The following is a 25323-nucleotide window of genomic DNA, read 5'->3' on the forward strand; positions in this document are numbered from 1 at the left end:
GACCCCGGCAGACGGGCAAAGGAGAGGATCACCAATGCTCTATAAGCGTGGTAAAACATGGTGGGTTGACTTCGTCGATGCAAGCGGCCAGAGAGTTAGGCGCTCGGCTGGCACGACGGACAAAGCGGCCGCGCAGGAACTGCACGACCAGCTGAGGGCCGAGGCGTGGCGACAGTCGAAACTCGGAGAAGCCCCGGCGCGCACCTGGGACGAGGCTGCGTTACGGTGGCTTGAGGAAAAAACGCACAAGGCAACCTTAGAGAAAGATGAGCAGCAGCTGGAGTGGTTGCATCCCTACCTATCCGGGAAAAAGCTGAAAGACATCTCTTGGGAGACGATTCGAGGCATTCTCGAAATAAAGAAGAAAGAAACGTCCGCGAGCACGGCCAATCATTACCTGGCTTTGATTCGCGGTATTCTACGGCGTGCAAACAAATGGGGATGGCTGGAAGTTTTGCCATCCTTTGAACCGTATCCAGTAAAAAACCAGCGGTTACGCTGGTTGACCCAGGAAGAAGCGGCCAGGCTGTTGCAGGAACTTCCACCGCATTTGGCAAGCATGGCGGAATTTTCCTTGCTGACCGGGTTGCGTCAATCCAATGTGACCGGATTGGAGTGGTCACAGGTGGACATGCAGCGCCGTTGTGCCTGGATCCATCCGGACCAGGCCAAAGCCAGAAAGCCCATACCCGTGAGCCTCAACGAACAGGCCGTGCAAGTGTTGCTGCGCCAGATTGGGAAGCATCCCCGGTACGTTTTCACGTACAAGGGCCGACCCGTAACGCAAGTCACAACCAAGGCTTGGCGGAACGCGCTCCAGCGGGCTGGTATCGAGGACTTCACGTGGCATGGCTTACGACATACGTGGGCAAGCTGGCACGTCCAGGCAGGCACCCCGCTGCTCGTCCTGCAGCAGATGGGTGGCTGGGCATCGCTCGACATGGTGCAGCGGTACGCGCATTTGTCCGCCGACCATGTGGCGCAGTACGCAGGGAATGTGTCGGTTCATGGTACAAAAAAGGCACAGTCCCCATTGAGAGTTGTGCCGAGTGTCGTGTAAGTCGTTGATAATTTGGCTCCCCGGGACGGGCTCGAACCGCCGACCTAGTGATTAACAGTCACCCGCTCTACCGACTGAGCTACCGGGGAAAAGTTCGCGTAGGATACCTACTCGGCGCGCAGGGGTCAAGAAAATCAGCCTGCGGACCGGATCTGGAGGCCATCGTAGGCCGGCGCCATGCCCTCGGGCAGCCGCTCGGCCAGGCTCGCAAAACCGAGGTCGTGGGTCATGTGCGTAAAGTAAGTATACCGCGCACCGATTTCCTTGGCGAGCGCTATGGCTTCGGTCACATTGATGTGGGTCGGATGTTCTTCTTCGCGCAAGCAATCGAGGATGAGGATATCGAGCTTTTGCAATAAAGCCATGCTGCTTTCGGGTATGCGCTTGAGATCGGTAAGATAGGCCACGTCGTTGAAACGGTAGCCAAAAATCTGGAGATGGCCGTGCAGCACCGGCACGGGAGTCACCCTCAGCGGCCCAAACTCCCGTGGACCATCCAGGTGGTGCATGCGCAAGGAGGGCTTTGCCCAGGCGGGATCGGGTGGCAGGAAACAGTAGCGAAAACGCTCCTCGAGCTCCTTGCCCGTTCGCACATCGCCATAGCAGTCGAGCACCTGTTTTTGCAGGAAGTTGAATGCCCGGAGGTCGTCGATGCCGTTGATGTGGTCGGCGTGAAAATGGGTGTAGAGCACCGCTGTCAGCGCGCGGACGTTTTCCCGCAGCAGTTGCTGACGCAGATCCGGGCCAGTATCCACCAGCAGCGCCACCCCCTCGGCCTCTACGAGGATGCTGGCACGACTACGGCGGTTGCGCGGGTCGTCACTGCGGCAAACGGCGCAATCGCAACCCACCTGCGGAGTTCCGGCACTGGACCCCGTACCCAAGAAGCGCACCCGCACACTCATGCCGCCATTCCTGCCGCAGGAAAACATCGGAAAAAATTGGCGTGGGTCTGGGCAGCCAGTGCTTGCGGTTCTTCACCACGCAGCTCTGCCAAGAAACTGGCGACGTGCGCCACATAAGCCGGTTCATTGCGGCGACCCCTCTGCGGTACTGGTGCCAAATAGGGAGCGTCGGTCTCGATGAGCAGGCGATCGGCCGGGATTTTTTTAGCGACTTGCTGAAGCTCCGTCGACTTCTTGAAGGTAACGATACCCGACAGGGATATGTAAAAACCGAGATCCATGGCCTGACAGGCAAAATCCCAATCTTCCGTGAAACAGTGGATCACACCGCCCACATCTCGGGCCTTTTCGCTGCGCAGCAGGTCAAGGGTATCGGCGGCAGCCGCCCGGGTATGGACGATGAGGGGTTTGCCACTCTGCCGCGCCGCGGCAATGTGCAGGGCGAAGCGTTGACGCTGCCAGGACAAGTCCCCTTCGCTGCGGAAATAATCGAGCCCCGTCTCTCCCGTTGCCGCCACTCTGGGTGCGGCCAGGGCGCGGAGCAGTTCGTCCAGCTCCGGGGTGGTTGCCGGGTCCTCATTGGGGTGGACGCCGGCTGCAGCCCAGATACCCGCGTGCTCCGCTGCCAGCGACTGCACCCGCGCCCAATGGCTTGGCGTCACCGCCGCGATGAGCAGGTGCTCGACGCCCGCCGCCCGGGCGCGTGCCAATACGGCATCGCGATCCTCGGCGAAATCGTCAAAATCCAGATGACAGTGGGAATCTACCAAGGCCGCCTGCAAGACTTGCTCCTCCGTCGTGGGAAGCCCCATTTTAGCGCAGTTCGTCCGGCTTTGCCTGCGTTCGTCGCTGCCGCCGCGCTTCGAAGAGCGCCAGCGCACCGGCAACGGATACATTGAGGCTCTCCACGGCCCCGCACATGGGGATGTGCCAGAGAAAATCGCAGTGCTCGCGCACCAGGCGACGTAGGCCTTTTTCTTCACTTCCCAGGACCAGAGCCAGAGGACCACGCAGGTCCGCCTCATACAGGTCTTGACTGGCCTCGCCTGCAAGTCCGGCAATCCAGTAGCCGTACTCCTGCAGGCCGACCATACTGCGCACGAGATTGGTCACCACCACGATGGGCAGGCGGGAGGCGGCGCCGGCCGCGGCCTTGCGTACGGTGGCATTGACGGGACAGGCGTGATCCTTGGGCAGCACTACCGCATTGGCGCCGGCGGCCTCGGCACTACGCAGGCAGGCACCCAGATTGTGTGGATCAAGGATACCGTCCAGTATCAGCAGGAGCCCAGGCGCTGGAATGTCCTCCAGCACTTGCGCAAGCGTGGGTGCGGGCCGCGCCAGCAAGCGGGCCACGAGTCCCTGATGCTGGGGACCGCCACCGAGCCGATTGATCTCCGCCGTCGCTGCCCAGCGCGGACGGATGCCGTGCAGTTCGGCCGCAGCGACCACCTCTCGGATACGCCGATCTTCCTCGCGCTCTCTGGCAACCCAGAGCTGCTCCACTTCACCGGCGTCGATGGCAGCGGCAACGGCATGGACACCGATTGCCCAGTCTTCAGCCACAGGCACCCTCGGGGTGGAACACCGGCGAGGGGCAGATCCGGGCCGAAGCCATCAGAAGGAATTGAAGATATCGTCGACTACATTCTCCGCAATGCCGAATCCGGCGCCAAGTCCAAGGCCCGTGGCGACGTTACCCAGGAAGCTGCTGCCCATCCCAGGCTGCATGGGCTGGTTCCAGGCGCGCTGCCCCATGACGTTGGGGTTGACTCCCGTCTGGCCCATGGACTGTAACTGCATCTCCAATTGCTGAATGCGCATGCTCAACTGCTGCAGCATCATGGCCGTACTCTGCTGTTGCTGCTGGAGATTCATGGCAAGATTACGCAGATCGAGGATCAGCTCGCGCGCCGTGGTATTGTCCGGGACCACGGCCTGCACCCGCTGTGCCACCTGCTGCAGAGCCTGAATGTTGTTCTGCGTCTGTTGCTGGAGCTGATTGTACTGTTGATCCAACACTTGATAATCCATGGTACGACCCCCTTGTAAACCACCCGACACCGATCGAATCAAGCGCCGAGGCGCACCCGCCGCTCCCAGGAACGCCAGATACCTCGAGCCATCAACACTAAAATAGGGCCGATGATGAGCCCAATCAAGCCAAAGGCTTGAGCCCCACCGAGAATGCTGAAGAACACCAGAAAAAACGGGGCCCGAGTCTGCGATCCCGTCAGCAGCGGACGGATCACGAGGTCGGCCACGGTAATGACCACCAGGCCCCAGGCGAAGATGATGAGTCCGACCAGCCAGTGGCCGGAAAATGCCAGCCACAGGGTTGCTGCTCCAACCACGGTGGTCGCGCCAAAAGGGATGGGCGATATGAGGGCCGTTGCCACCAGCCACAGCGGCCACATCTTGAGACCGGCCACGGCGAAGGCAATGCCGATGAGAATCCCCTCGATCACTCCCACGCCGATCAGGCCGATGAGGACCGAACGGGCCGCCTCACGCGCCGCCAGCAGGAAGCGCTCACCACGGTCGCGCCCCCACAGCTCGCTGGCGCCAAGCTGCAGCATTTCGCGGATACGCTCGCCGTGCAAGGTCAGGGCGAACACCGTCAGCGCGGCAAAAAAGGTGTGCAGAGTGAAAAACCAGAGTTGCCCCAGAGAACTTGTGATGATGTCCGCATGCTCGCGAAAAAAATTGGACAGATAGGCACCGTTGATCTCGGCGAGGTGCGTGGACAACCAATGCCCCACGAAAGGCAGCTGTTGCACACTCAGTGGCAGGGTCAGCAGCGGCATGCCGGTCTGCCAGCGCAGCACCAGCAGGTGCAGTTCCGGTAGTACCGAGTCCACTATGGCCACCGCGGGGATGATGATCACGGCGACCCAGGCCGTGGCGTGGAGTAACGCTCCAAGCCACCGCGGCAGACGCAGGTAACGTTCCAGACGCAGCTGCCAGGGCCAGCCCACCACGGCCAACACCGCACCCATGAGCAGCGGCCCGGCATAGGGGCTGAGGGCGTAGGCGGCTCCGGCGTAGATCAGAAGCAGCACCAGGGTCCCCCAAGGACCATTGCGGACCTGCCCGGCGTTCACCGCCCTGCCCTCCGAGCGATCGTCACTCAGTGGCTGGGGAAAGGCGTCGCCACGGTCACCCCAAGGCGATCCCATATGGCCTCGACTCCATCGGGCAGGGGCAGCAGCTGGCCAATCTCGGCGTGGCCAAGATGCGGACCGTGGAAGTCGGAACCGACGGAACCTGCCATGCCCAGACGCAGGGCGAGCCGCCCGAGGTGCTCCCGATCGGCAGCAGCCTGGGAGCCGGAGCAGATTTCCAGTCCCACACCACCGGCGGCACGAAAATCCTCCAGCAGACGTGTGAGGCGAGCACCACTCAATTTGTAGCGACCTGGGTGCGCCAGGACCGCCTCACCACCGGCACTGCGAATCCAGCCAACGGCCTCCACCATGGGAATCCAATCGCTGGGAACGTAGGCCGGCTTGCCCCGTCCGAGATAGCGCTGGAAAGCCTCCTGGGTGTCCTGGCAGTGTCCGGCCTGAACTAGCCACTGGGCGAAATGGGCACGTCCCACCAGCGGACTACCGGCAATGGCGCGGGCGCCCTCCCGGGCTCCGGCGAGGCCTTGCCCGTGCAGTCGCCTGGCGATCTCCAGTGCCCTTTCATCCCGCAGCCGCACGATACGCTCCAGACCGCCCTGCAATGCCGGGTGCGCGATGTCCATGGCGAGACCAACGATGTGGATTCCCTGCTCTTCCCAGACACTGGAGATCTCCACTCCGCTGATGAGGCGCAGGCCATGCCGTTTGGCTTCCCTTGCTGCCATCTCCACACCTGCAGTATTGTCGTGGTCGGTGAGGGCCATGACCTCGACGCCAGTGTCGGCCACCCTGGCCACGAGTTCGGGTACCGAAAGACTGCCGTCGGAAAATGTGGAGTGCATGTGCAGGTCGACGCGGGAGCGCGATGACGACGGTACTGCGCTATGGACGGAAGGCATGGGCAAATCGCGAGTTCCTGGGATTCGTAGACGTCGTCTAGGATAGCACCACCCAGCGTCTAGCCATAATCCTATCCTTCCTGACACAATGACGAGGTCCTCGACCTCGTCGCAGCAAAGGAGCATGACGTGGCATCCGTTCTCGATATTTCCGCCGCCAGATCGCGATTCGAGCAATTCGCTCAGCCGCTTCTGGTCAAATTTGCTGAAAGTCGCATCGCCACGGGCGAGCAGGTCACCCCGCCGCAGCTGGTGGACGCCCTGCGCCAGCTTTTCCTGGTTTTGGAGAGGGACGTGGCAAACTGGGATCCATCCCTGCCCGAGGACGAGCCGGAACGGATTGGCGATCTGACCATCGGTCTACTCCTGGATCTGGCAACCTGGGCCGATCGCCTGGGTGAGCGTCCAGCCAAGGCGGCCATGGAGATCGTCAGTGTGGCCGTCGCCGCTTGGCTGGTCCAGAACGGACAACCCATCCACACCCTCGAACCGGTAGTCAATGGCCTGGCCATCCTGGCCAACGCCGAAAAGGACGCGGAACCGCTGCAGAGCCTTGCCCGCCTCATGGGTGCCGTGGCCGAGGCGGCAGCCACCGACTTTGCCGCCGACCTGGAAAGTCAGGATCCCCAGCGCCCATGGCGTATCCTGCTGTTCAACTGGGCCATCACGGCTACCCGTGCCCAGGACCCGGAGCAAATGCGTACGGCCTTTGCCGCCCTGCAACGCTATCTGCCGGCGGATGCGCCGCTGTTCTTTCAGGAAGGACGGCAGCAGGTACTTCAGGGGGACTACACGCCAGAGGTGCGCGAGACCATGCTGGCGGCGGCCGAAGCGGCTGGCCACGGTCTACACTGAGGGAACCTGCCCGTGACTGCAGGAGAGAATCCCGCTGGCGCACTGCAACGGCTGTATGTGCTTGCGGCGCTTGTGGTCGCCGCCTACCTGCTCTACCGTCTGGGCGCGGTGCTCACCCCTTTCCTCATCGCGGGCATCCTGGCTTATCTCGGCAATCCACTGGTCAGCCGACTGCAACGCTGGGGGCTCTCGCGCACTGTCGGCACCACACTGGTTTTCGTCCTGGTATTGCTGGTGGTGGCCGGGATCGTCACGGCCTTGCTTCCGGCCATCCGCCATCAGGCGCTGCTCTTTCTGGACTACACGCGTCAGTATGCGGAGCTCCTGCAGCGCCAGATCGTACCGGAACTCTCAGCGCGTCTGGGTATCCAGCTGGATAGTCAGACCATCACCCACTACGCCTCGGCCAACGCGCAGAAACTGGCGGACTGGCTGGGCAAGAGTCTGCGCATTGCCGTCAGTTCCAGTAGCGGAATCCTGGCCACCCTGTTGGATATCGTGCTCATTCCGGTGTTGGGATTCTACCTGTTGCGCGACTGGCCGCAGCTTTTGGAGCGCATACGCGAACTGATCCCGCGCCGTCGCCTGCCCACGGTGGAGCTCCTCGCTCGCGATGCCAACACCATGCTCATGGCCTTTTTGCGTGGCCAGATCCTGGTCATGCTGGCTCTGGGTACCAGCTATGCCATTGGACTATCCATCGTCGGCCTGCAGACTGCCATACTCATCGGCCTACTCGCCGGATTCCTGAGCTTCGTTCCCTATCTCGGCGTGATCAGCGGGATCAGCATGGCCACCTTGGCCATGTACATACAGACTGGAGCTTTTTTGCCCATGGTCGGGGTGTGGGTGGTCTTTGGCATCGGCCAGATTCTCGAAAGCATGGTCTACACCCCCTACCTGGTGGGTGAGCGTATCGGCCTGCACCCGGTGCTCGTCATCTTCGCGGTCCTGGCCGGCGGCGAGCTCTTCGGCTTTGTCGGCCTACTGCTTGCTCTGCCGGTGACTGCAGTGCTCATTGCGCTGTTGCGTCACGCACAGCGCTGGTACCTGGACAGTACCTGGTACGGCGGTCATGCCCCATTGCCCGCGGCCGAAGAAGAGGTGAACGGATGTCCAGCGAAGCAGTGATCGTCGTCGGTGCCGGCCTCACCGGACTGAGCGCCACCTGGTATCTGCACCAGCGCGGCATACCGGCTCTGCTGCTGGAGGCAGAAGCCGAGGTGGGCGGCAACCTGCGCAGCCGCTCCGAAGACGGCTTCCTCCGCGATCTCGGACCCAACTCACTGATGATAAAAGGCGATCTGCTACCCGACCTGATCCGGCAACTGCAGCTGGAGGACCGGGTAGTGGAAGCCAACCCGCTGGCACGCCGCCGTTTCGTGCTGAACCGCCGGGGTCATCCCGTGGCGCTGGGGCCGGACGTGCTCTTCTCCTCGTCGCTGCTGAGCCTGTCGGCGCGCCTGCGCCTACTGAGCGAGCCTTGGCGCCCGCGCCGCCCCCAGTCCCAGAACGATGAGAGCATAGCGGACTTTGTGCGTCGGCGCTTGGGACCAGAAGCCCTCACCTGGATGGTGGATCCTTTCGTTTCCGGTGTCTTTGCCGGTGATCCGGAAAAACTGTCCGTAACCGCCGCTCTGCCCCGCCTTGCAGCCATGGAAGCGGAGTCGGGCTCGTTGCTGCGCGCTGCCCTGCGCAGGCGGCGTGCCGGGAAGAAGGAGGGCAGCAGTCGACTGGTCTCCTTCCGTGGAGGTCTGCAGGAATTACCTCGGGCGCTGGCCGCGCGTCTGCCACCAGATCGCCTGGCCTTGTCCCGACCCCTTACCCACCTGCAGCGCCGCGGGGAACTCTGGCACCTGCAGACGCCCGCGGGCGACCTGGAATGCCGGCGGCTGGTGCTCGCCCTGCCCGCTGCGGAGAGCGCCCGTCTGTTGCGCGCCGAAGCCCCGGAGCTTGCCGCTGAACTCGAGGCCATCGTCTATCCAGCGGTGGCCACCGTTGCCTTGGGCTTCCCCCGGGAAGCCGTGGATCATCGCCTGGATGGCTTCGGCTTGCTCATTCCCCGCCGGCTTGGCATCGAGACCCTCGGTGTGTTGTTCTCTTCTACCCTGTTCCCGGAGCGCGCACCGCCGGGCATGGTCCTGCTCACGGCCTTCCTTGGTGGTGCCCAGCAGGACATATCCGGGCGCAGTCCCGCCGAACTGGAGGCGCAGGCCCTGGCGGATCTGCGCCCCATCCTCGGCATTCGCGGTGACCCCGCCTATCACCGCTGTGCCCTGTGGCCGCGGGCCATTCCCCAGTATGCCCTCGGCCATCGGCAGCGTGTGGAGCGCATTCACGAATTGCGCCGCCAACTCGCGGGGCTGGAACTGCTGGGGAACTGGCAGGGGGGTGTGGCGTTGGGCGATTGCGTTGTCCAGGCCGATGCTTTCCAGCGCACCTTTGCGCAAGTCGACACGGCAACGGGCCCAAGCTAGTACCCACCGCGTTGGCCGGATCACCACGACCAGTGTTCCTCAGGGATAGGCGGGTTGCGGCGCAGAGGTGGAACCGTGCTGCAAGGCGGCCAGGAGATGGTCGAGATGCCCCTCTGGATTATCGGCTACACTCTGAAGCCCAGCTGGGCGCCGCTGCGCTGGTGTGCCGCGGCGATATCCCGGTACCTCACCAACGATGTCCACGGGTGTGCCGACGCGCACCAGGGTCGCTAGTTGCCGGGCGTCCCAGTTGGACAGGGCGACGCAACCCGCCGTCCAGCGACCCGGGAATACCTTGGAATCCGGATCGTCCGCAAACTGCGGACCCATGCCGTGGATACCGATATAACCACCCAGTGGCGTATTCTGCGGCGGGGCCTCACCACGATCCAGGGCACTGATGATGGCGTCGTACTGACGCTGGGTGATGATACCTTCACGCAGACCCCAACGGGCGTCGTCGCGATTGGGATAGGTCAGCAGCATGAACGGGCCATAGCGGGTACCAAAACGCACGTAGCCGATGCGATACTTGCCTACGGGGGTGATGTCGTCGCCACGGGTACGCCGCGGTGCAGCACCATTGAAACCGATGGCCACGGGAAAGGTTTCCAGCAGGGCGTCCCCCTTGTACACGCGCAATTGGCGGTCGCTGGTGTCGACGACGATGTGCAGTTCCTGAGGCGCCGGGGCTGGCTGGACAGACTGTGTGGGAGCACTTACCGTCGGTATCACGGGCGGGGGAATGTGGGCTGCGTACCAGGCAACGGAATGCACCTGCGGCGCAGGGGCCTGCGTGGTGCAGCCGACGAGAAGCATAGGAAAGGCACACAGCCACAATGCGCGCCACCAGAGTGTGGCCTTTTTCATGAACCGTCTTCCTCCACTATCCTTGCCTACCCCACGTCGCCGTAGGCGACGGAGCTGCCGAGCCAGCGCCGTATCAGGACACCTGCTGCCTCGGGCTGCGTGCGCAGCAGATTCTCGCCCAAATCCGGAACAATCTCCAGTAGTGCCTCATCCCGCAACGGGTCGGCAACACGCAGGGCGCGTTCGCCGCTCTGTCGCACCCCCAGCAACTCTCCCGGACCGCGCATCTCCAGGTCCTTGCGGGCGATGAAGAAACCATCGTGACTGGAACGAATCACCTGCAGACGTTGCCGCGCTCGCGCCGATAACGGTGGCCGATAGAGCAATATGCAGGCGCTCTGCGTCGCGCCCCGCCCCACCCGTCCGCGCAATTGATGCAACTGGGAAAGGCCAAGGCGTTCGGCGTGTTCGATGATCATGAGGCTCGCCGCCGGTACGTCCACCCCCACTTCGATCACCGTGGTAGCCACCAGGATCTGGGTAGCGCCGCCGACGAAATCGCGCATCCGCCGCTGCTTTTCTTCGGCGGGGAGGCGCCCGTGCACCAAACCGATGCGAACCTCGGGCAAAGCGCGACACAGTTCGGTGTAGCTGTCTTCCGCTGCCTGCAGTTCCAGTAGTTCGGAATTTTCGATGAGCTGGCAGACCCAATAGATCTGGCGGCCCTCCGCGAGGACGTTGCGCATGCGCGCGATCAGCTCGTCCCGCCGGGTGTCGGGCAGGACCACCGTCGCCACGGGTTGACGCCCCGGGGGGAGGGAATCGATGACGGAAAGATCGAGGTCGGCGTGCAGGGTCATGGCCAGGGTGCGCGGGATGGGGGTCGCCGTGAGGATGAGCAGGTGGGGCATGGATCCCTTGGCCATGAGCCGCCGTCTCTGTTCGACGCCAAATCGGTGCTGCTCATCGATGATGACCAGACCAAGGCGAGCGTAGTCCACCCCTTCCTGGAACAGGGCCTGGGTACCGCAGACGATGGCAAGCTCGCCGTCGGCCAAGGCCCGGAGCAAGGGTCGTCGCTCCTTGGCGGAGCAACTCCCGAGGAGCAATCCTGCGCGCAGTCCGAGATTCTGCAGCCAGTCCTCCAAGCGCTGATGCAACTGACGCGCGAGAATCTCCGTGGGCGCCATCAAGGCAACCTGATAGCCTGCCTCTACCGCCTGCAACAGTGCCGCCACGGCCACGAGGGTCTTGCCCGAGCCCACATCCCCTTGCACCAGGCGGCGCATGGGTGCGGTGGCACCCAAATCCGCTCGGATCTCGGCGATGACCCGCAGCTGCGCCGCCGTCGGCACGAAAGGTAAGGTCTGGCGCAGACGTTCCCAGTATGCACCGGGCGCTGCGAGGACCGGTGCGGGAAGGCATCGCCGCAAACGACGCTCCTCGCGCAGGGCCAGATAGTGCGCCAAAAGCTCATCCAAAGCGAGACGTTGGCGGGCCGGATCCGCATCGCCGGGCACCGCATCGGCACTGCGATGCAGCCGGTACAGACTCGCCTTGAGACTGGGCCAGCCGGCCGGAAGGAGGTGTAGGAGGGGATCCAGCAGCTCGTCCGACAACGCCAATGCTGCGTCGGTCCAGGCGCGCCAGTGCGCCTGGGTGATACCCGCCACGCTGGGATAGAAGGGCGTGAGCCGATCGGGCAGGCAAAAGTCCGGGGTGTCCGCCAGCTGCCACTCGGGGTGCACCATCTCCAGCCCGTTGCCACCGACGCGTACTTCCCCAAAACACCACAGACGTCGGCCGGGGCGCCACTGACTGCGCATGACCCCCACCCAGTGAAAGAAACGCAGTTGCAAAACGGCGCCCCGATCGTCGCCGAGGACTACGCACCATTGGGGTCGACGACCAGGCTGTGGCCGGATGTCCAGAATCTCGCCGAGCACCGCCGCCTCTTGACCCGCTTGCAGCCTGCCCATGGCATGAAGCTGCCGGCGATCCTGATAGCGGCTGGGAAGGTGAAAGAGGAGATCCTCGACGCGGACGATGCCCAAGGGCGCTAGGCGCGCCGCCATGGTTGGGCCGATCCCGCGCAGCGCGGTTACCGGGCTATCCAGCGAGACGCGAGGGGAAGCCGGGCGGGTTGGCACGGAATTCAGGAGGTAGCGGGCGAACCCGAGCCGGCATCCAGCTCGCGCAGGAGTTCCTGCAGATCGAGGTCGTGCATGGCCGCCATCCCGGCCAAGGTCTCGCGCTCAGCGATGAAACACTCGTCGCAATGGATACCGCGCCGAGCGAGCAGCTGGCGCAGTTCGGGATAGTCCTGCAGAAGCTCGCCGATGGGCCGATGCAGTTGGGCAGGTTCCAGGATCATCCGGCACTCGACAGGGCCACGATACCGTCGATCTCCACCTGCGCTCCACGCGGCAGGGCCGCCACCTGAATCACTGCCCGCGCCGGGTACGGTGGCGAGAAGACCGCTTCCATGGCCTGATTGATTTCCGCGAAATGGGCGAGATCCGTCAGATAGACCTGCAACTTGACGGCCGCCTGCAGCTCGGTACCAGCTGCCTCACAGACCGCCTGCAGATTATCCAATACCCGCCGTATCTGGAGCCCGATATCGCCCTCCACCAGCTTGCCCGTCGCCGGATCCAGGGGAATCTGCCCAGACAGATAGAGCAGATCCCCGTGGATCATGGCCTGGCTGTAGGCACCGATGGCCTGGGGTGCCTGTTTGGTGGTGATGGCTTGTGCTTTCATGGGACGATCTTCCTCGGTTGCTCTTGGTGGATTCCGGCGTGGGCAGAGGCCCTGGGCTTAGGCTCCGCGCCCTTCATCCTTTGACGCGCTGTACCCGCGATATGCTGGGCAGGGTGCGGAGATTGCGCTCCACCCGGGCTAGATGGGTGCGGTCGTGGACCAGGATGGTAAAGGTGATCCCGGTGTAGAGTCCATCCTGGGGCTCGATATCCACCCGATCGATGTTGGCGTCGGCATCGGCGATGTGGGTAGCGATTCGCGCCAGAACCCCGCGACCGCTCTCTGCCACCACGCGGATGGTGACGGGAAATTCTCCCTGGACCTTGGGATCCCACTGCACGTCCACCCAGCGATCGCGGCGCTTGCGCCACTCGCGAATGTTGTGGCAGTCGTGGGTGTGCACCACGATGCCCTTGCCCGCGGTGATGAAACCCAAGATGGGGTCGCCGGGGATGGGTCGGCAACAACGGGCCAGGGTGACGGGAAGACCCTCGGTGCCGCGGATGAGCAGGGGCTCCCGCACCGCGCCACTGGAGACGCGCCCCGGCAGCAGCTGACTGACCGCCTGCCCAAGGCGTCGGGCCGTCTGCTTGAGGCGACCCTGGTCTTCCACCGGCAGGAGCTTGTGGGCGAGTACCAGAGGGAAGATCTCGCCCATACCCACGGCTGCCAGGAGTTCACCCTCCGAGCCCTTGCCAAAGGCCTTGGGCATATCCCGAAGGGCCCCATCGCCCAGATCCGCGAGGCTGCTACCGAGGCCCTGCAGGGCTTTGTCCAGGAGATTACGGCCAAGCATCTCTGCCTCGTCCTGCTGGATGGTCTTGAGGTGGGCGCGGATACTCGTACGCGCCTTGGCCGTGACCACCACATCGAGCCAGCCCGGTTGCGGCCGTGCCGATGCGGCGGTGATGATCTCGACCTTGTCGCCGTTGTTGAGCAGCGTACGCAGGGGCGCGAACATATCGTTGATGCGCGCCGCCACCGCCCGATTGCCCACATCCGTGTGCACGGCGTACGCGAAATCCACCGCCGTGGCCCCCCGCGGCAGGCTGAGAATCTTGCCCTTGGGCGTAAAAACATAAACCTCGTCGGGGAAAAGATCGAGCTTGATGTTCTCCAGGAACTCCTGCGAATCTCCCCCTTGCGCCTGTAGCTCTAGCAGACGCTGAAGCCAGGCCCGCGCCTGGGCTTCGGCGTGGGCATTCTGGGCGCCGCTCTTGTAGAGCCAATGTGCTGCCACTCCCGCCTCCGCCACCCGGTGCATATCCTCGGTGCGTATCTGAATTTCCACCGGATGACCAAAGGGGCCCAGCAACACCGTGTGCAGGGACTGGTAACCATTGGATTTGGGGATGGCGATGTAATCCTTGAAACGTCCCGGCAGCGGCCTAAAGAGGCTGTGGACGATGCCGAGTACGCGGTAGCAGGTGTCCACATCCTTGACGATGATCCGAAAGGCATGCAAGTCGTGGATGGCACTGAAGGGCAGCCCTTTGGCCTGCATCTTTCGGTAGATGCTGTAGACGTGTTTCTCGCGGCCGCTGACCTCACCGACTATGGCCTCCTGGCGCAGACGCTCGGCGATGATCTGCTCGATCTTCTGCACTGCCTCCTTGCGGTTGCCACGCGCAGCCTTTATCGCATCGCTTAGGGCATGCCAGCGCTTGGGATAGAGGTGGGAAAAGGCCAATTCCTCGAGCTCTATGCGGATGGCCTGGATGCCCAGGCGCTGGGCTATGGGCGCGTAGATATCGAGGGTCTCGCGGGAAATACGGCGGCGCTTCTCGGCACTCATCACGCCCATGGTGCGCATGTTGTGCAAGCGATCCGCGAGTTTGATGAGTACCACCCGGATGTCGCGGGACATGGCGAGGAACATCTTACGGAAATTTTCCGCCTGCGCCTCTTCCCGAGTTTCGAAGCGCACCTGTCCCAGCTTGCTGACCCCATCCACCAGCTCCGCCACCTCCGCGCCAAAACGCTCGGCGATCTCCTCCTTGCTGACTCCGCAATCCTCGATCACATCGTGGAGCAAGGCCGCCTGAACGCTGGCGATATCCAACCGCAGTTCCGCGAGGATACAGGCGACGGCGACGGGGTGATGAATGTAGGGCTCACCGCTGCGCCGGGTCTGCTCACCGTGGGCCCCGGCCGCAAATTCGTAAGCCTCCCGCGCTCGCTGTACCTCGGCGGCGGGCAGATAACCGCGCAACAGCTCGCGCAGGGGCGCACACGGATCTTCCAGCACCGGCCGCACCGGCGGAAGGCGCAGCACCGCACCGGGCCCGTCCGCGACGGGCTCCGGTTCGGGGTCGCAACGCTCAGTCGCCGGTTGCATCCTCTACCCGCAGGGCTTCACGGCGACTGGCGCCGGGGAAGCTGCTCAAGGGCGGTGGATCCTGCTCATCCAGAATCGAGCGACCCACCAGACCCTCGGCAATCTCGCGCAGGGCCACCACCGTATTCTTGTCCCGCCCCACCTCGACGTAGGGCGTCGCACCCCCAGCCAGCTGCCGCGCCCGCCGCGCCGCCACCAGGGTCAATTCAAAGCGATTGTCCAGATTGGCCAGACAATCTTCCACCGTGATTCGTGCCATGATCCACTGCTCCACAGATAGGGGTGGCTATTGACCACCCAGAAGATGTTTCAGACGTTCTCCCTCGGTGAACTGCTGCTGCTCGCGCCGCAGGTGCGCCGCCCGTAGGATGCTGCGCAGATCGGCGAGTGCCGCCGCAAAGTCTGCATTGACCACCAGATAGTCGAACTCGTCGTAATGTAACAATTCTTCACGCGCCGCGGCCAGTCGCCGGGCAATCACCTCGGCGCTGTCCTGACCGCGCCCGCGCAGACGCTCCTCCAGGGTCGACAGGGACGGTGGCAGGATGAAGATGCTCTGGGCGTAGTCCGGGAGCCGCTCCCGCACCAGCCGCGCGCCCTGCCAGTCGATCTCCAGCAGGCAGTCGGCGCCCTGGAAAAGCTGCTGCTTGACCCAGCTCTCGCCCGTGCCGTAGCTGTTGCCGTGCACCTGGGCATATTCGAGGAATTCGCCCCGCTCGGCCATGGCGGCAAAGGTCTCCTTGCTAACGAAATGGTAGTCGACCCCATCCTGCTCACCCGGACGTGGCGCCCGGGTGGTGAAGGAGACGGAAGTGCGCAATCCCGGCACCTCCGCTACCAGCGCACGGGCCAAGCTGGTCTTGCCCGCACCGCTCGGCGCCGACAGTATCCACAAGATTCCCGCCGCGTGCGTCACAGCTCTGTAGCCTCCATAGCCGTCCTTACGCCAGCGACGGCTGAGCGTCCACGCCCCTCATTCCACATTCTGGATCTGCTCCCGTATCTGCTCGATCAAGACCTTCAGTTCCACCGCCGCGTGGGTGAGTCGGTTGTCACCGGCCTTGGCACCCAGGGTATTGGCCTCGCGATTGAGCTCCTGGACCAGAAAGTCCAGGCGCCGTCCCACGGGCTCCGCCCGCCGCAGGATGCGCGCCAATTCTTCCACGTGGGTATCCAGACGGTCCAGTTCTTCGGCGACATCTTGGCGCTGCAAGTAGAACAGCAATTCCTGCTCCCAGCGACCGGGCTCCACCTGCTGCGCCAGTTCCTGCAAACGCGCGCGCAGACGCTCGCGCAGGAGGGTTTCGATCTCCGGCAGGACGGCGCGCAGCGCCGCACTCTGCGCGCGCATGGCGTCGAGACGCTGCAGGATCAGTTCCTCGAGGGCTTTTCCTTCGCGCGTGCGCGTCTCCTGCAACTGTGCGAGAGCCGCATCGAAGTAGCGTAGCGCGAGATCCGGAAGCTCGGACGACCCGGGATTCCCGGACTGCACGACTCCCGGCCAGCCCAGCACTTCCAGAGGCGACAGACGGTAGTCCGACAGATCCCAGAGATCCGCCAGCTCGCCCAGAAGCCCGCGCAACTCGGCGGCCAGGGCGGTATTGAGTTGCAAATGGACACCCGCCGCCGTCTGATGACGCAACCACACGTCCACCCGTCCGCGCGCCAAAGCCTTACCTACCCGGCTGCGCAGCTCTCCCTCCAAGGCATTGAGGGTCTCGGGCAGGTGCATGGAAACCTCCAGGAAGCGATGGTTGACGCTGCGCAGCTCCCAGGCAAGGCTTCCCCAGGAGCCTTGAGCCTCCACTCGCGCAAAACCCGTCATACTCTTGAGCATTCCTGAACCACTCCTGAGGTCCGCTGGAACGCAAGAAGTTACCACAAGGCGAGGCGCGCCGGTATCGCCGGCAAACGCCAGCGAGATGCAATCGCGCGGCACGCGCCTTGCCTCTTGCCCACCCCGCGCCCGCCTGCGACCATGGCTTCCATGACCACTGCTCACCCTCCTCTGCCAGAGCCCTGCCGTGTTGCCGCAGGGGCGCTCGTCACCGACGGGCCCCTGGTACTGGCGGCAATGCAGTCGGCCTGGGATGCGCTGGACGATACGGAGCGCGCGACCCTGACAGCGCGCCTCAGTACCGAGTTCTGCGCCCATTGGGCCCAGGTAGCCTGCGCCAGTCCCTACTGGCGTCGCCTTATGCAGCGCCATCCGCAGTGGCTACTCGACCTCGACGCGGAACCCGTAGCCCTCGAGGCCGGTGCTGAGGCAGGCGACGAGGACAGATTCTTACGAGCACTGCGCCGCGACCGGCAGCACGCCATGGCACGCATCATCTGGCAGGATCTGTGGGGGCCAGAGCGTCTGGACGCGACCCTGACCGCCCTCACGCGGCTCGCCGAGGCTTGTCTGGCCAGCGCCCTGGATTTTGGCCAGAAACTCCTCGCCCAACGCCATGGCCTGCCGCGCAATGAGGCCGGCGCCATCGTTCCCTTTGCCGTCCTCGCCATGGGCAAGCTGGGTGGCTGCGAGCTCAACCTCTCTTCGGACATCGATCTACTCTTCGTCTACGGCGAGGGCGGGCAAAGCGACGGCCCTCTGCCCCTGGACCTCGGCGAGTATTTTCAGCGCCTGGCGCGCTGGCTCATCCGCGCTCTGGACACGAACACCGACGAGGGCTTTGTCTTTCGGGTCGATACGCGCCTGCGACCCTTCGGCGACGTCGGCCCCCTTTGTGTCAGTGCAGCCGCGCTGGAACAGTACTACCAAGCCCACGGTCGCGACTGGGAGCGCTTTGCCTGGATCAAGGCCCGACCCGTCGCCGGCGATCTGTCCTTCGGCAAACAAATCCTCGCCGATAACCTCCACTTTGCCTATCGCCGCTATCTGGACTTCACGGCCCTGACCGGCATGCGCGAAGTCAAGGCACTGATGGATCTGGAACAAGGGCCCAACAGTCGCAATCTCAAAAAAGGCCGCGGCGGGATTCGCGAAATCGAGTTCATCTGCCAGGCGCTCCAGCTCATTCACGGCGGTCGCCTGCCTGCCCTGCGTCAGCACAACACCCTGGCCGCCCTGGCGGCACTGCGCAGCGCAGGCCTCTTGACACCGGCCGATGCCGATTTCCTGGAGTCCAGCTATCGCCTGTGGCGCCGTGTGGAACACGCCCTACAGATGGTGGAGGACCGGCAAACCCAACAGCTGCCGGACAACGATGCCGCCTGGCAGCGCCTTGCCTGCGCCCTGGCATGTGGCGATCCGGCAAGGCTTCGGGAAGCGATTCGTACGAGGCGGGAGCAGGTCCACGCCCTTTTTCGCGATCTGCTGCTGGAGGACCCGGAACCTGAGGACAACCCAAAGAAAGCAGAACTCTGGCAGGCGGCGCAGGCAGCCGCCCCGGACTTCGACGCCCGTACTCTGCTGGCGCCCTGGCAGTTTGTGGATTCCGAAGCCGTCTGGGAACGCTTGCACCGCTTTGCGCAGTCGCGCAACGTCGCCGTGCGCTTGTCCCGGCGTGGACGCCAGCGGCTAGACCAGCTCCTGCCCCGCTATCTCGATCTCTGCCAAGGCTTCAGTCCCCCCGATGTGGGCTTGCAGCGCCTGCTCGATCTCACCGAGGCCCTGCTGCCCCACGCCCACTACCTGGCGCTGCTGGCCGAAAATGCCGATTTTCTGGCAACCGTAACCCATCTCTTGCACAGCCCCTGGCTTGCCCAGGCCCTGGTGCGCCATCCCATCCTGCTGGACGATCTGCTCAGTCGACAGGACCGCAACCCCAGTCTGTGGCGCCAGGAGCTTGCCGCAGAGCTCGCCGGTGCGACGGACACCGAAGAACGCATGGACGCCCTGCGTCGCTTCAAGAATAGTGAAACCCTGCTGCTCGCCGCCGACTTCTGGACGGAAGGGCTGGATGCCGCAAGCCTTGGCGGGCACCTCAGTGAACTGGCCGAAGTGGCCATCCAGCAGGCGTTGCAATGGGCCGAGGCCGACATGCTGGAGCGACACGGATCGCTACCTGGTGGCGATGGCAACTCCAGCACCGATCCGGTTCCCGCCTTTGCCGTCATCGCCTACGGCAAGCTGGGCGGGCGCGAGATGGGGCTTGCCTCGGACCTCGACCTCGTCTTTCTCTACGATGCCGCGGACGATGGCGAGAGCAACGGTCGCATCCCCCTCTCCAGCAGCGCATGGTTCGCGCGCCTGGGGCAACGTCTGATCCACATCCTGACCCTCCCCACCCGCGCTGGGATTCTCTACGAGATCGACATGCGCCTGCGTCCCTCGGGGCAGTCGGGCCCCCTGGTCAGCTCCTGGACCGCCTTTGCTCGCTATCAGCGGGAGTCGGCCTGGACCTGGGAGCACCAGGCCTTGTGCCGGGCCCGGCCCATCGCGGGCAGCCCGGAGCTTTGTCAGCGCTTTGCCCAGCTGCGCCGCGAGATCCTCTGCCGGTCGCGCCAAACGGACGCCCTCGCCCGGGATATCGTCGCGATGCGCCAGCGCATCCACGCCACGAAAAAGATCCCGGCCGGCCGGTTTGACCTCAAGCTCAGTCCCGGCGGACTCACCGATATCGAATTTCTCGTCCAGTTTGCTATGCTGTCGTCTTGCCCCACGGCGCCGCAGCTCAGTGAGCAACACAACACCGGGGTCCTCATCGCCGCATTGCGGGACGCGGGTATCTGGACGGCGGCCCAGGCAAAAATCCTGGAAGAGGCTCTGGGTCTTTTCCGTTACAGCGAGAATCGCCGCTGGCTCGCCTTGGCTAGCCGCAGCGTGGCCGATACCGATCCTGAGTCGGGCGCGTTGCACGAAGCTGCCGAGGGTGTGCTCCGAGCGTGGCGCGAAATACTTGGCCTGCGGGCCGCACAGGAGAGTTAAACGATGTCGATGGCAGATCGCGACGGTTTCATCTGGATGGACGGCAAACTGTTACCCTGGCGTGAGGCCACGGTGCACGGGCTCACCCACACCCTGCACTATGGTCTCGGCTGCTTCGAGGGCGAGCGTGCCTACGCAACCCCACGTGGCGCCGCCATTTTTCGCTTGACCGAACACACCAAGCGTTTGTTCAACAGCGCCAAGATCTTGCAGATGGAGATTCCCTTCAGCCACGCCGAAATCGATGCTGCGACCAAGGAAGTCGTGCGCGCCAACGGCCTGGAATCCGCCTACATACGACCGCTCGTCTTCTATGGCGCCGAAGGCATGGGTCTGGGCGCCAAGGGCCTCAAGGCGCACGTGCTCATTGCCGCCTGGCCCTGGGGCAGCTACCTTGGACAGGAAGCCCTGGAACACGGTATTCGCGTCAAGGTCAGCTCCTACAGTCGCCACCACGTCAATATACACCTGTGCAAGGCCAAGGCCACCGGCAATTACATGAACTCCATGCTGGCACACGGCGAAGCCCACCGCGGCGGGTACGACGAGGCGTTGCTCTTGGACCGTGAAGGTTACGTGGCCGAGGGTTCGGGCGAAAACGTCTTCATGGTGCGGGACGGCGTGCTCTACACCCCCACCCTCACCAGTGCTCTGGAGGGCATAACCCGCGATACCATCCTGCGCTTTGCCCGCGACGCGGGCCTGCCCATCGTCGAAAAACAGCTCACGCGCGACGAGTTCTATATCGCCGACGAGGCCTTTTTCACCGGCACCGCCGCCGAGGTCACCCCCATTCGCGAGATCGACGATCGCATCATCGGTAACGGCCGTCGCGGCGAGATCACGGCCCTCCTGCAGAGCCGCTACTTCGACACCGTTTCGGGTAAGCGCGACGATCATCCCGAGTGGCTGCACCACGTGGGCTGACATGGACCAGAACCTACGCTGCTGCGCCGAAAAACTGGTGGAGGTAGAACCCAGGGATCTCCCCCTGTATTGTCCGCGGCCACCGAGTTGGGACGGTCATCCTCGCGTTTTCCTTAAGATAGCCGAGACAGGCGAGGCACGCTGTCCCTATTGTGGCACGCTCTACGTCCTCAAGGGTGGAGTCATACCCAACAGCGGTCACTGAGGGACCGGCTGGAGCCGGATCGAGGCACCAGTCGCACCATCCATCTCCCAGTTCGGGTTTATCCCATTCAGCGAAAACGCTTTGGCCACGGACTCGACGGATCAGGCATCCAGCCAGCGCAGGAAGGCCTCGGGACCGAGGTAGCCCTCCTGCACCTTCTCCACCTGCCCGCTGGCATCCAGGCGGATGAAGGCAGGCGGACCGACCAGATGGAAGCGCTGCAAGAGCGCCTTGCTCGCGGCGGTGTCGGCGGTAACGTCCACCCGAATCAAGGCATCGCCCGCCAGCGCCCGGCGCACCTTGGCATTGGCGAAGGTCACCTTGTCCATGCGCGCGCACTCGATGCACCACTGTGCCCAGTAGTCTATGAGTACCGGCTTGCCATGGGCAGCGGCCAAGGCGCTTTCCAGCTCCCTCGGGCTTTTGACGACGGTAAAGTGCAGCTCGGCGGTGCCCGCGGTCTGGACCGCGGAGGTCGACGCTGGCACAGCGGTGGCAGGCCTTCCCAAGGGCTCCAAGGGATCGCCGTGGCCGGTGAGGGCACCGTATCCAGCCAACAGGCCATAGGCCAGAAGGAGCACGGCGATACCTTTGCGCAGATAGTGCCAGCCAGGGGCGGCGGACGGTATGGGCTCCAGCGCGTGGAGATACACGGCACAGACCACGGCCAGAGTGGCCCAGAGCAGCAGGCTGATGTCACCGGGCAGTATGCGCGCCAGCAGCCAGATGGCCACGCCGAGCATGAGCACACCAAAAACGGCCTTGGTGGCATCCATCCAGGGACCGGCCCGAGGCAGCAGGTGTCCCGCCGAGGTACCGATGACCAGCAGCGGCAGCCCCATGCCGAGGCTCAGCACCAAAAGCGACAGGGCTCCCAGAAGCACATTGCCCGTTTGAGAGATGAACAACAGCCCACCTGCCAAGGGCGCGGCGACACAGGGCCCGACGATGAGGGCCGAGAGAACCCCCATGACGAAACTACCCACGAAGTGCCCGCCCCTTCCCACCGTCGATAGACGACTCTGAATGCTGCTGGGCATCTGCAATTCGTAAAAGCCGAACATGGATAGGGCCAGAAGCACAAAGATCGCGGCAAAGGCAGCCAGAACCCAAGGACTCTGAAAAAAGGCCTGAAAGTAGGCACCCGTCAACGCCGCAAGGACGCCCGCCAGCGTGTAGGTCAGGGCCATGCCCAGCACGTAGGCAAGGGACAGGAAAAAAGCCCGCGCGCGACCGGGGTGATCCTTCTGACCGACGATGAGGGCCGAGAGGATGGGGATCATGGGAAAAACGCAGGGGGTAAAGGCAAGTCCCAGGCCCGACAGAAAGAAGAGCCCCAGCGTCAGCCAGAAACGATCCTGCAGATCACCGGCCAGCGCCCTAGCATTGCTTTGCGCCGTGGGGGCGACGCGCGTGGAGGGGACTGCGGAGCTTGCCGAGGCTGCGGTAGCGCTGGCCGTCGGCGCCGCTGTTGCCGCACCCAGGTCGACGTCGATGGTCTCGTGTTGCTCGGGATAACAGACGCCGGCATTGGCGCAGCCCTGGAAGGTGCTGCTCACCGCGATCACCGAGGGCAGAGGGCCATCGCTGGTGTAGTGGGCGACGACGGTATTCTTACCCTCCAGCACACGTACCTTACCAAAGGCAGGGTCATCCAGCTCCTTACCCGGGGGCAGATCGATCTTTTGCAGGTGCAGCGTATCCGGCGCGATGGACACGCGGATGCGATCGCGGTAGAGGTGATACCCCGGCGCCACGGTCCAGGTCAGTTCCAGGCGCCCGGGTCCGTCGGCCTTGGCCGCAAAGCGAAAAGCCTGATCCGGAGGCAGGAAAGCGGCACTGGCAAAGAGCGGGATCAGCAGCAGAATCAGAAGGAGCAGCATCCCAAGCCCGTTGTGCCAAAAGGCACGCTCTCCATCCGCCCGAGATGCCATTACGCTCATTCTCCACCCCTCCTGGAACCTATTCTGGCGACTATGCACGATACCCGCCTCTGCAGCAAAATCCACGCCAGCGCCCGACGAGTCCGCCAGCGTTCAGTGCAAGGCATCCCCCAGCCAGCGGGCATAGGCACCTAGTGCCGCGTCCGCACGGAAAGCGAGGATCTCCGGCACCGCATAGGGGTGCAGGGCCAGCAGGGTCTGTTCCAACACGGCATAACGCTCGGCCTCGGTTTTTATGAGCAGAATCCGTTCGCGCTGCTCCTCACGCTCCCCTTTCCAGACGTAGATCGAAAGCCCGGCGGGAAGGCAGTGCACACAAGCGGCAAGCTTCTGCTCCAAGAGCGCTCCGGCGATCTCCCGCGCCAGGGTATCGGAATCCGGAATGCTGCACAGCACCAGAAGTATCGATTCAGCCATGGATGTCTAGATCTCCCTCATCTCCAGAGAAGGACGACACTGCGGCACCCTGTTTCGGCGGCAAGTCCTCGGCATTGGCAAAGCACCAACTGCACTCACGCCGTCCCTTGGACGCCTTGGCCTTGTAGAGCGCCATATCCGCAAGTCGCAAAAGTCGCTCCGCATCCTGAGCAGGATGGTCCACGGCAAGGGCAACTCCCATGCTGGCCCGCATCGACCACTGTCGATCTGCCAGGGCAAGGGGGCGTGCCAGTGCCGCCTCCAGGCGAGAGAGCACCTCTTCCGCATTGCGCTCGGCGCAACCGTGCAGCAAGAGCACAAATTCGTCACCACCATAGCGCGCCACGAAATTCTCCCGCCGCAGACTGGCACAGAGGCGCTCCGCCAGAGCACGCAACATGGCGTCTCCGGCTTGGTGCCCCAACTCGTCGTTGATGGCCTTGAAGTCGTCCAGATCCAGCATCACCACAGCCGTGCGCCCCGCCCCATCGAGCGCCCTCGGCGTCACCAGCACACGTTGCAAGGCGCGCCGATTGGGAAGATCCGTCAGGGGATCCCGCTCGGCCACCTGCCGCAGTTGCCGGTGTAGGTCCTGGGTCCGCCGCTGCGCCTCCCACAGATCGAGACTATCGGCCATGAAGCGGGCAAGAATGGTGGCGGCCAGCTCCAACTCGGCGGGCGGCAGATCCCGGGTTCCGGCGAGCACCAGCACTCCCCAGGCAGTCCCCTGCCTTTCCATGGGCGCGGCAGCCAGCCAGCGAATACCGATCCTCGCCAGAGTCTCGCGCCAGCCTGCGAGATTTGGGTGCTGCAGGTACTCGCTACGCGGGTAATCCGCCACCACCAGGGTGCGGCCTTCATGCAGGGCGCGTACCGACACACTGCGGGCATGGGGATGATCCGGCGCAAAGAATACGCGGACGTCGCTCAGGATATGCTCGCGGAATGGCCCACCTGCAGCCACCGGCCGCAGGACACCATCGGCGTCAGCGCGCCCCACGGCTACGCTGTGCAGGAGCGGGTTTCCCTCCAGACAGTTGGCCATGCGCCCAAGCAGATCCAGATCGGTCGATTCCGCAAAACGCTCCGGTTCGGCAAAGGGAACACGGCTGACGCACGAAAAGGTTCCCAACCACGCCCGCAGATCATTCACCCAGTACGCTCCTTTTTGCTCCCTCTCGGGCCTCAAACCGGGTATTCCGCTGGCGCGACCGCCAACGTACCGTGCTTGAGCCTAGTGGCGCACCGTCAAGGTGGCAAGCGCCGGGACAGAAAAAGGGATGCCCACAGGCATCCCTTCTTCGCGGCAAAATGGATGAAATCTTGTCTCAGCTGCCCATGGGCGTGTAGGCGTAGCAGTAGCCGTGAGGGCTGATCTTGCCGGCCACCACCTTACAGGTGCCATCGGCCGTCGGCTTTGGCCCTGGGACGAAATGGGCGCAGTTGCTGCACATATCTTTGCCCTCGGGCTTGTCCTGGTAGCTCACGGAGGCCTTGCTCTGCAAGTCGCTGTCGGAGGCATCGGCGCGCGCGGTAAAGACCAGAGGAGCGACGACAGCAACGGCGCTGATCTTGGCCGCGGACTTCAACCATTCACGACGGGATACGGATTTCATGGCTATCTCCTTGCGGGTGTGTGGAAGAACACCAGTTACTACGCGGTGGCGCACATCGTGGATGCAAAAAAGAGGGCGCGAGGCCCTCTGAAAACCCAAAATCA

25 protein-coding genes and 1 tRNA gene are annotated in these 25323 nt (G+C 63.7%); 7 read left to right on the top strand and 19 right to left on the bottom strand.

The window, feature by feature from the left end; all coding sequences use genetic code 11:
- Positions 1 to 34: 34 nt before the first annotated feature.
- A complete protein-coding gene (locus ACAty_RS09695) occupies positions 35 to 1060 on the top strand; it encodes a tyrosine-type recombinase/integrase (protein ID WP_004873090.1) in 1026 nt (341 codons plus the stop codon).
- 13 nt (positions 1061 to 1073) lie between these two features.
- Here the strand turns inward: ACAty_RS09695 and ACAty_RS09700 are convergent.
- The 7 genes from ACAty_RS09700 to ACAty_RS09730 form a co-directional block, all read right to left on the bottom strand.
- A tRNA-Asn gene (locus tag ACAty_RS09700) sits at positions 1074 to 1149 on the bottom strand.
- Positions 1150 to 1194: 45 nt separating this feature from the next.
- On the bottom strand, positions 1195 to 1965 hold the full coding sequence (locus ACAty_RS09705) for an MBL fold metallo-hydrolase (protein WP_004873091.1): 771 nt from the start codon (positions 1963 to 1965) through the stop codon (positions 1195 to 1197).
- A complete protein-coding gene (locus ACAty_RS09710) occupies positions 1962 to 2747 on the bottom strand; it encodes a TatD family hydrolase (protein WP_004873094.1) in 786 nt (261 codons plus the stop codon). Before ACAty_RS09710 ends, ACAty_RS09705 begins: the two co-directional genes overlap by 4 nt.
- Before the next feature lie 31 nt (positions 2748 to 2778).
- Entirely contained in the window at positions 2779 to 3531 is a 753-nt protein-coding gene (rlmB, locus tag ACAty_RS09715; protein ID WP_004873095.1) for a 23S rRNA (guanosine(2251)-2'-O)-methyltransferase RlmB, read from the bottom strand.
- Between the two features lie 51 nt (positions 3532 to 3582).
- On the bottom strand, positions 3583 to 3999 hold the full coding sequence (locus ACAty_RS09720) for a hypothetical protein (protein WP_187288615.1): 417 nt from the start codon (positions 3997 to 3999) through the stop codon (positions 3583 to 3585).
- 38 nt (positions 4000 to 4037) lie between these two features.
- A complete protein-coding gene (locus tag ACAty_RS09725) occupies positions 4038 to 5144 on the bottom strand; it encodes an AI-2E family transporter (protein WP_226824207.1) in 1107 nt (368 codons plus the stop codon).
- Positions 5096 to 5992 carry a PHP domain-containing protein gene (locus ACAty_RS09730; RefSeq protein ID WP_051620801.1) on the bottom strand — a complete coding sequence of 299 codons (897 nt, stop codon included), beginning with the start codon at positions 5990 to 5992 and terminating at the stop codon, positions 5096 to 5098. Before ACAty_RS09730 ends, ACAty_RS09725 begins: the two co-directional genes overlap by 49 nt.
- 129 nt (positions 5993 to 6121) lie before the next feature.
- On the opposite strand from ACAty_RS09730, the gene ACAty_RS09735 reads away from it, so the two are divergent.
- The 3 genes from ACAty_RS09735 to hemG are packed head-to-tail and all read left to right on the top strand — an operon-like array spanning position 6122 to position 9324.
- Positions 6122 to 6847 carry a hypothetical protein gene (locus ACAty_RS09735; protein ID WP_004873103.1) on the top strand — a complete coding sequence of 242 codons (726 nt, stop codon included), beginning with the start codon at positions 6122 to 6124 and terminating at the stop codon, positions 6845 to 6847.
- Positions 6848 to 6859: 12 nt separating this feature from the next.
- Positions 6860 to 7978 (top strand): AI-2E family transporter, encoded by a 1119-nt coding sequence (locus ACAty_RS09740; protein ID WP_004873104.1) that lies wholly within the window; start codon positions 6860 to 6862, stop codon positions 7976 to 7978.
- A complete protein-coding gene (gene hemG, locus ACAty_RS09745; RefSeq protein ID WP_004873106.1) occupies positions 7960 to 9324 on the top strand; it encodes a protoporphyrinogen oxidase in 1365 nt (454 codons plus the stop codon). Before ACAty_RS09740 ends, hemG begins: the two co-directional genes overlap by 19 nt.
- Before the next feature lie 39 nt (positions 9325 to 9363).
- Here hemG and ACAty_RS09750 read toward each other — a convergent pair whose 3' ends face one another.
- The 8 genes from ACAty_RS09750 to ACAty_RS09785 all read right to left on the bottom strand — a co-directional run bounded on the left by ACAty_RS09750 (position 9364) and on the right by ACAty_RS09785 (position 17072).
- The gene (locus tag ACAty_RS09750; protein ID WP_004873108.1) at positions 9364 to 10194 is read right to left on the bottom strand and encodes a L,D-transpeptidase family protein; all 831 of its coding nucleotides are present in this window, start codon (positions 10192 to 10194) and stop codon (positions 9364 to 9366) included.
- Positions 10195 to 10220: 26 nt separating this feature from the next.
- Positions 10221 to 12284, bottom strand: a complete 2064-nt coding sequence (recG, locus tag ACAty_RS09755) for an ATP-dependent DNA helicase RecG (RefSeq protein ID WP_081254332.1) — start codon at positions 12282 to 12284, stop codon at positions 10221 to 10223.
- A gap of 5 nt (positions 12285 to 12289) precedes the next feature.
- Complete coding sequence (locus ACAty_RS09760) at positions 12290 to 12508, bottom strand: DUF1858 domain-containing protein (RefSeq protein WP_004873111.1); 219 nt, start codon at positions 12506 to 12508, stop codon at positions 12290 to 12292.
- Positions 12505 to 12897, bottom strand: a complete 393-nt coding sequence (locus ACAty_RS09765; RefSeq protein WP_004873114.1) for a Rid family detoxifying hydrolase — start codon at positions 12895 to 12897, stop codon at positions 12505 to 12507. Before ACAty_RS09765 ends, ACAty_RS09760 begins: the two co-directional genes overlap by 4 nt.
- Before the next feature lie 73 nt (positions 12898 to 12970).
- The gene (locus tag ACAty_RS09770) at positions 12971 to 15235 is read right to left on the bottom strand and encodes a RelA/SpoT family protein (RefSeq protein WP_226047710.1); all 2265 of its coding nucleotides are present in this window, start codon (positions 15233 to 15235) and stop codon (positions 12971 to 12973) included.
- Entirely contained in the window at positions 15219 to 15494 is a 276-nt protein-coding gene (gene rpoZ, locus ACAty_RS09775; protein ID WP_004873116.1) for a DNA-directed RNA polymerase subunit omega, read from the bottom strand. The genes ACAty_RS09770 and rpoZ overlap by 17 nt, the downstream gene beginning before the upstream one ends.
- Positions 15495 to 15521: 27 nt before the next feature.
- Positions 15522 to 16151: a guanylate kinase gene (gene gmk, locus ACAty_RS09780; RefSeq protein ID WP_004873117.1), complete on the bottom strand. Its 630-nt coding sequence runs from the start codon at positions 16149 to 16151 to the stop codon at positions 15522 to 15524.
- A gap of 57 nt (positions 16152 to 16208) precedes the next feature.
- Positions 16209 to 17072, bottom strand: a complete 864-nt coding sequence (locus ACAty_RS09785) for a YicC/YloC family endoribonuclease (protein WP_004873118.1) — start codon at positions 17070 to 17072, stop codon at positions 16209 to 16211.
- A gap of 150 nt (positions 17073 to 17222) precedes the next feature.
- On the opposite strand from ACAty_RS09785, the gene glnE reads away from it, so the two are divergent.
- Genes glnE through ACAty_RS15515 form a run of 3 tightly spaced genes read left to right on the top strand, consistent with a single transcriptional unit; the run spans position 17223 to position 21243 of the window.
- The gene (gene glnE / locus ACAty_RS09790) at positions 17223 to 20111 is read left to right on the top strand and encodes a bifunctional [glutamate--ammonia ligase]-adenylyl-L-tyrosine phosphorylase/[glutamate--ammonia-ligase] adenylyltransferase (RefSeq protein ID WP_226047709.1); all 2889 of its coding nucleotides are present in this window, start codon (positions 17223 to 17225) and stop codon (positions 20109 to 20111) included.
- A 3-nt stretch (positions 20112 to 20114) separates the two neighbouring features.
- Positions 20115 to 21038 carry a branched-chain amino acid transaminase gene (locus tag ACAty_RS09795; RefSeq protein WP_004873120.1) on the top strand — a complete coding sequence of 308 codons (924 nt, stop codon included), beginning with the start codon at positions 20115 to 20117 and terminating at the stop codon, positions 21036 to 21038.
- A 1-nt stretch (position 21039) separates the two neighbouring features.
- Positions 21040 to 21243 (top strand): zinc-finger domain-containing protein, encoded by a 204-nt coding sequence (locus tag ACAty_RS15515; RefSeq protein WP_077272734.1) that lies wholly within the window; start codon positions 21040 to 21042, stop codon positions 21241 to 21243.
- Between the two features lie 101 nt (positions 21244 to 21344).
- Here ACAty_RS15515 and dsbD read toward each other — a convergent pair whose 3' ends face one another.
- From dsbD to ACAty_RS09815, 4 genes are all read right to left on the bottom strand, one after another.
- Positions 21345 to 23186: a protein-disulfide reductase DsbD gene (dsbD, locus tag ACAty_RS09800; RefSeq protein ID WP_004873121.1), complete on the bottom strand. Its 1842-nt coding sequence runs from the start codon at positions 23184 to 23186 to the stop codon at positions 21345 to 21347.
- Between the two features lie 93 nt (positions 23187 to 23279).
- Complete coding sequence (gene cutA, locus ACAty_RS09805; RefSeq protein WP_004873122.1) at positions 23280 to 23603, bottom strand: divalent-cation tolerance protein CutA; 324 nt, start codon at positions 23601 to 23603, stop codon at positions 23280 to 23282.
- Positions 23596 to 24756 carry a GGDEF domain-containing protein gene (locus ACAty_RS09810; protein WP_004873123.1) on the bottom strand — a complete coding sequence of 387 codons (1161 nt, stop codon included), beginning with the start codon at positions 24754 to 24756 and terminating at the stop codon, positions 23596 to 23598. Before ACAty_RS09810 ends, cutA begins: the two co-directional genes overlap by 8 nt.
- A 175-nt stretch (positions 24757 to 24931) precedes the next feature.
- The gene (locus ACAty_RS09815) at positions 24932 to 25219 is read right to left on the bottom strand and encodes a high-potential iron-sulfur protein (protein ID WP_004873124.1); all 288 of its coding nucleotides are present in this window, start codon (positions 25217 to 25219) and stop codon (positions 24932 to 24934) included.
- Positions 25220 to 25323: the final 104 nt, after the last annotated feature.

The organism is Acidithiobacillus caldus ATCC 51756, assembly GCF_000175575.2.
GTDB lineage: Bacteria > Pseudomonadota > Gammaproteobacteria > Acidithiobacillales > Acidithiobacillaceae > Acidithiobacillus_A > Acidithiobacillus_A caldus.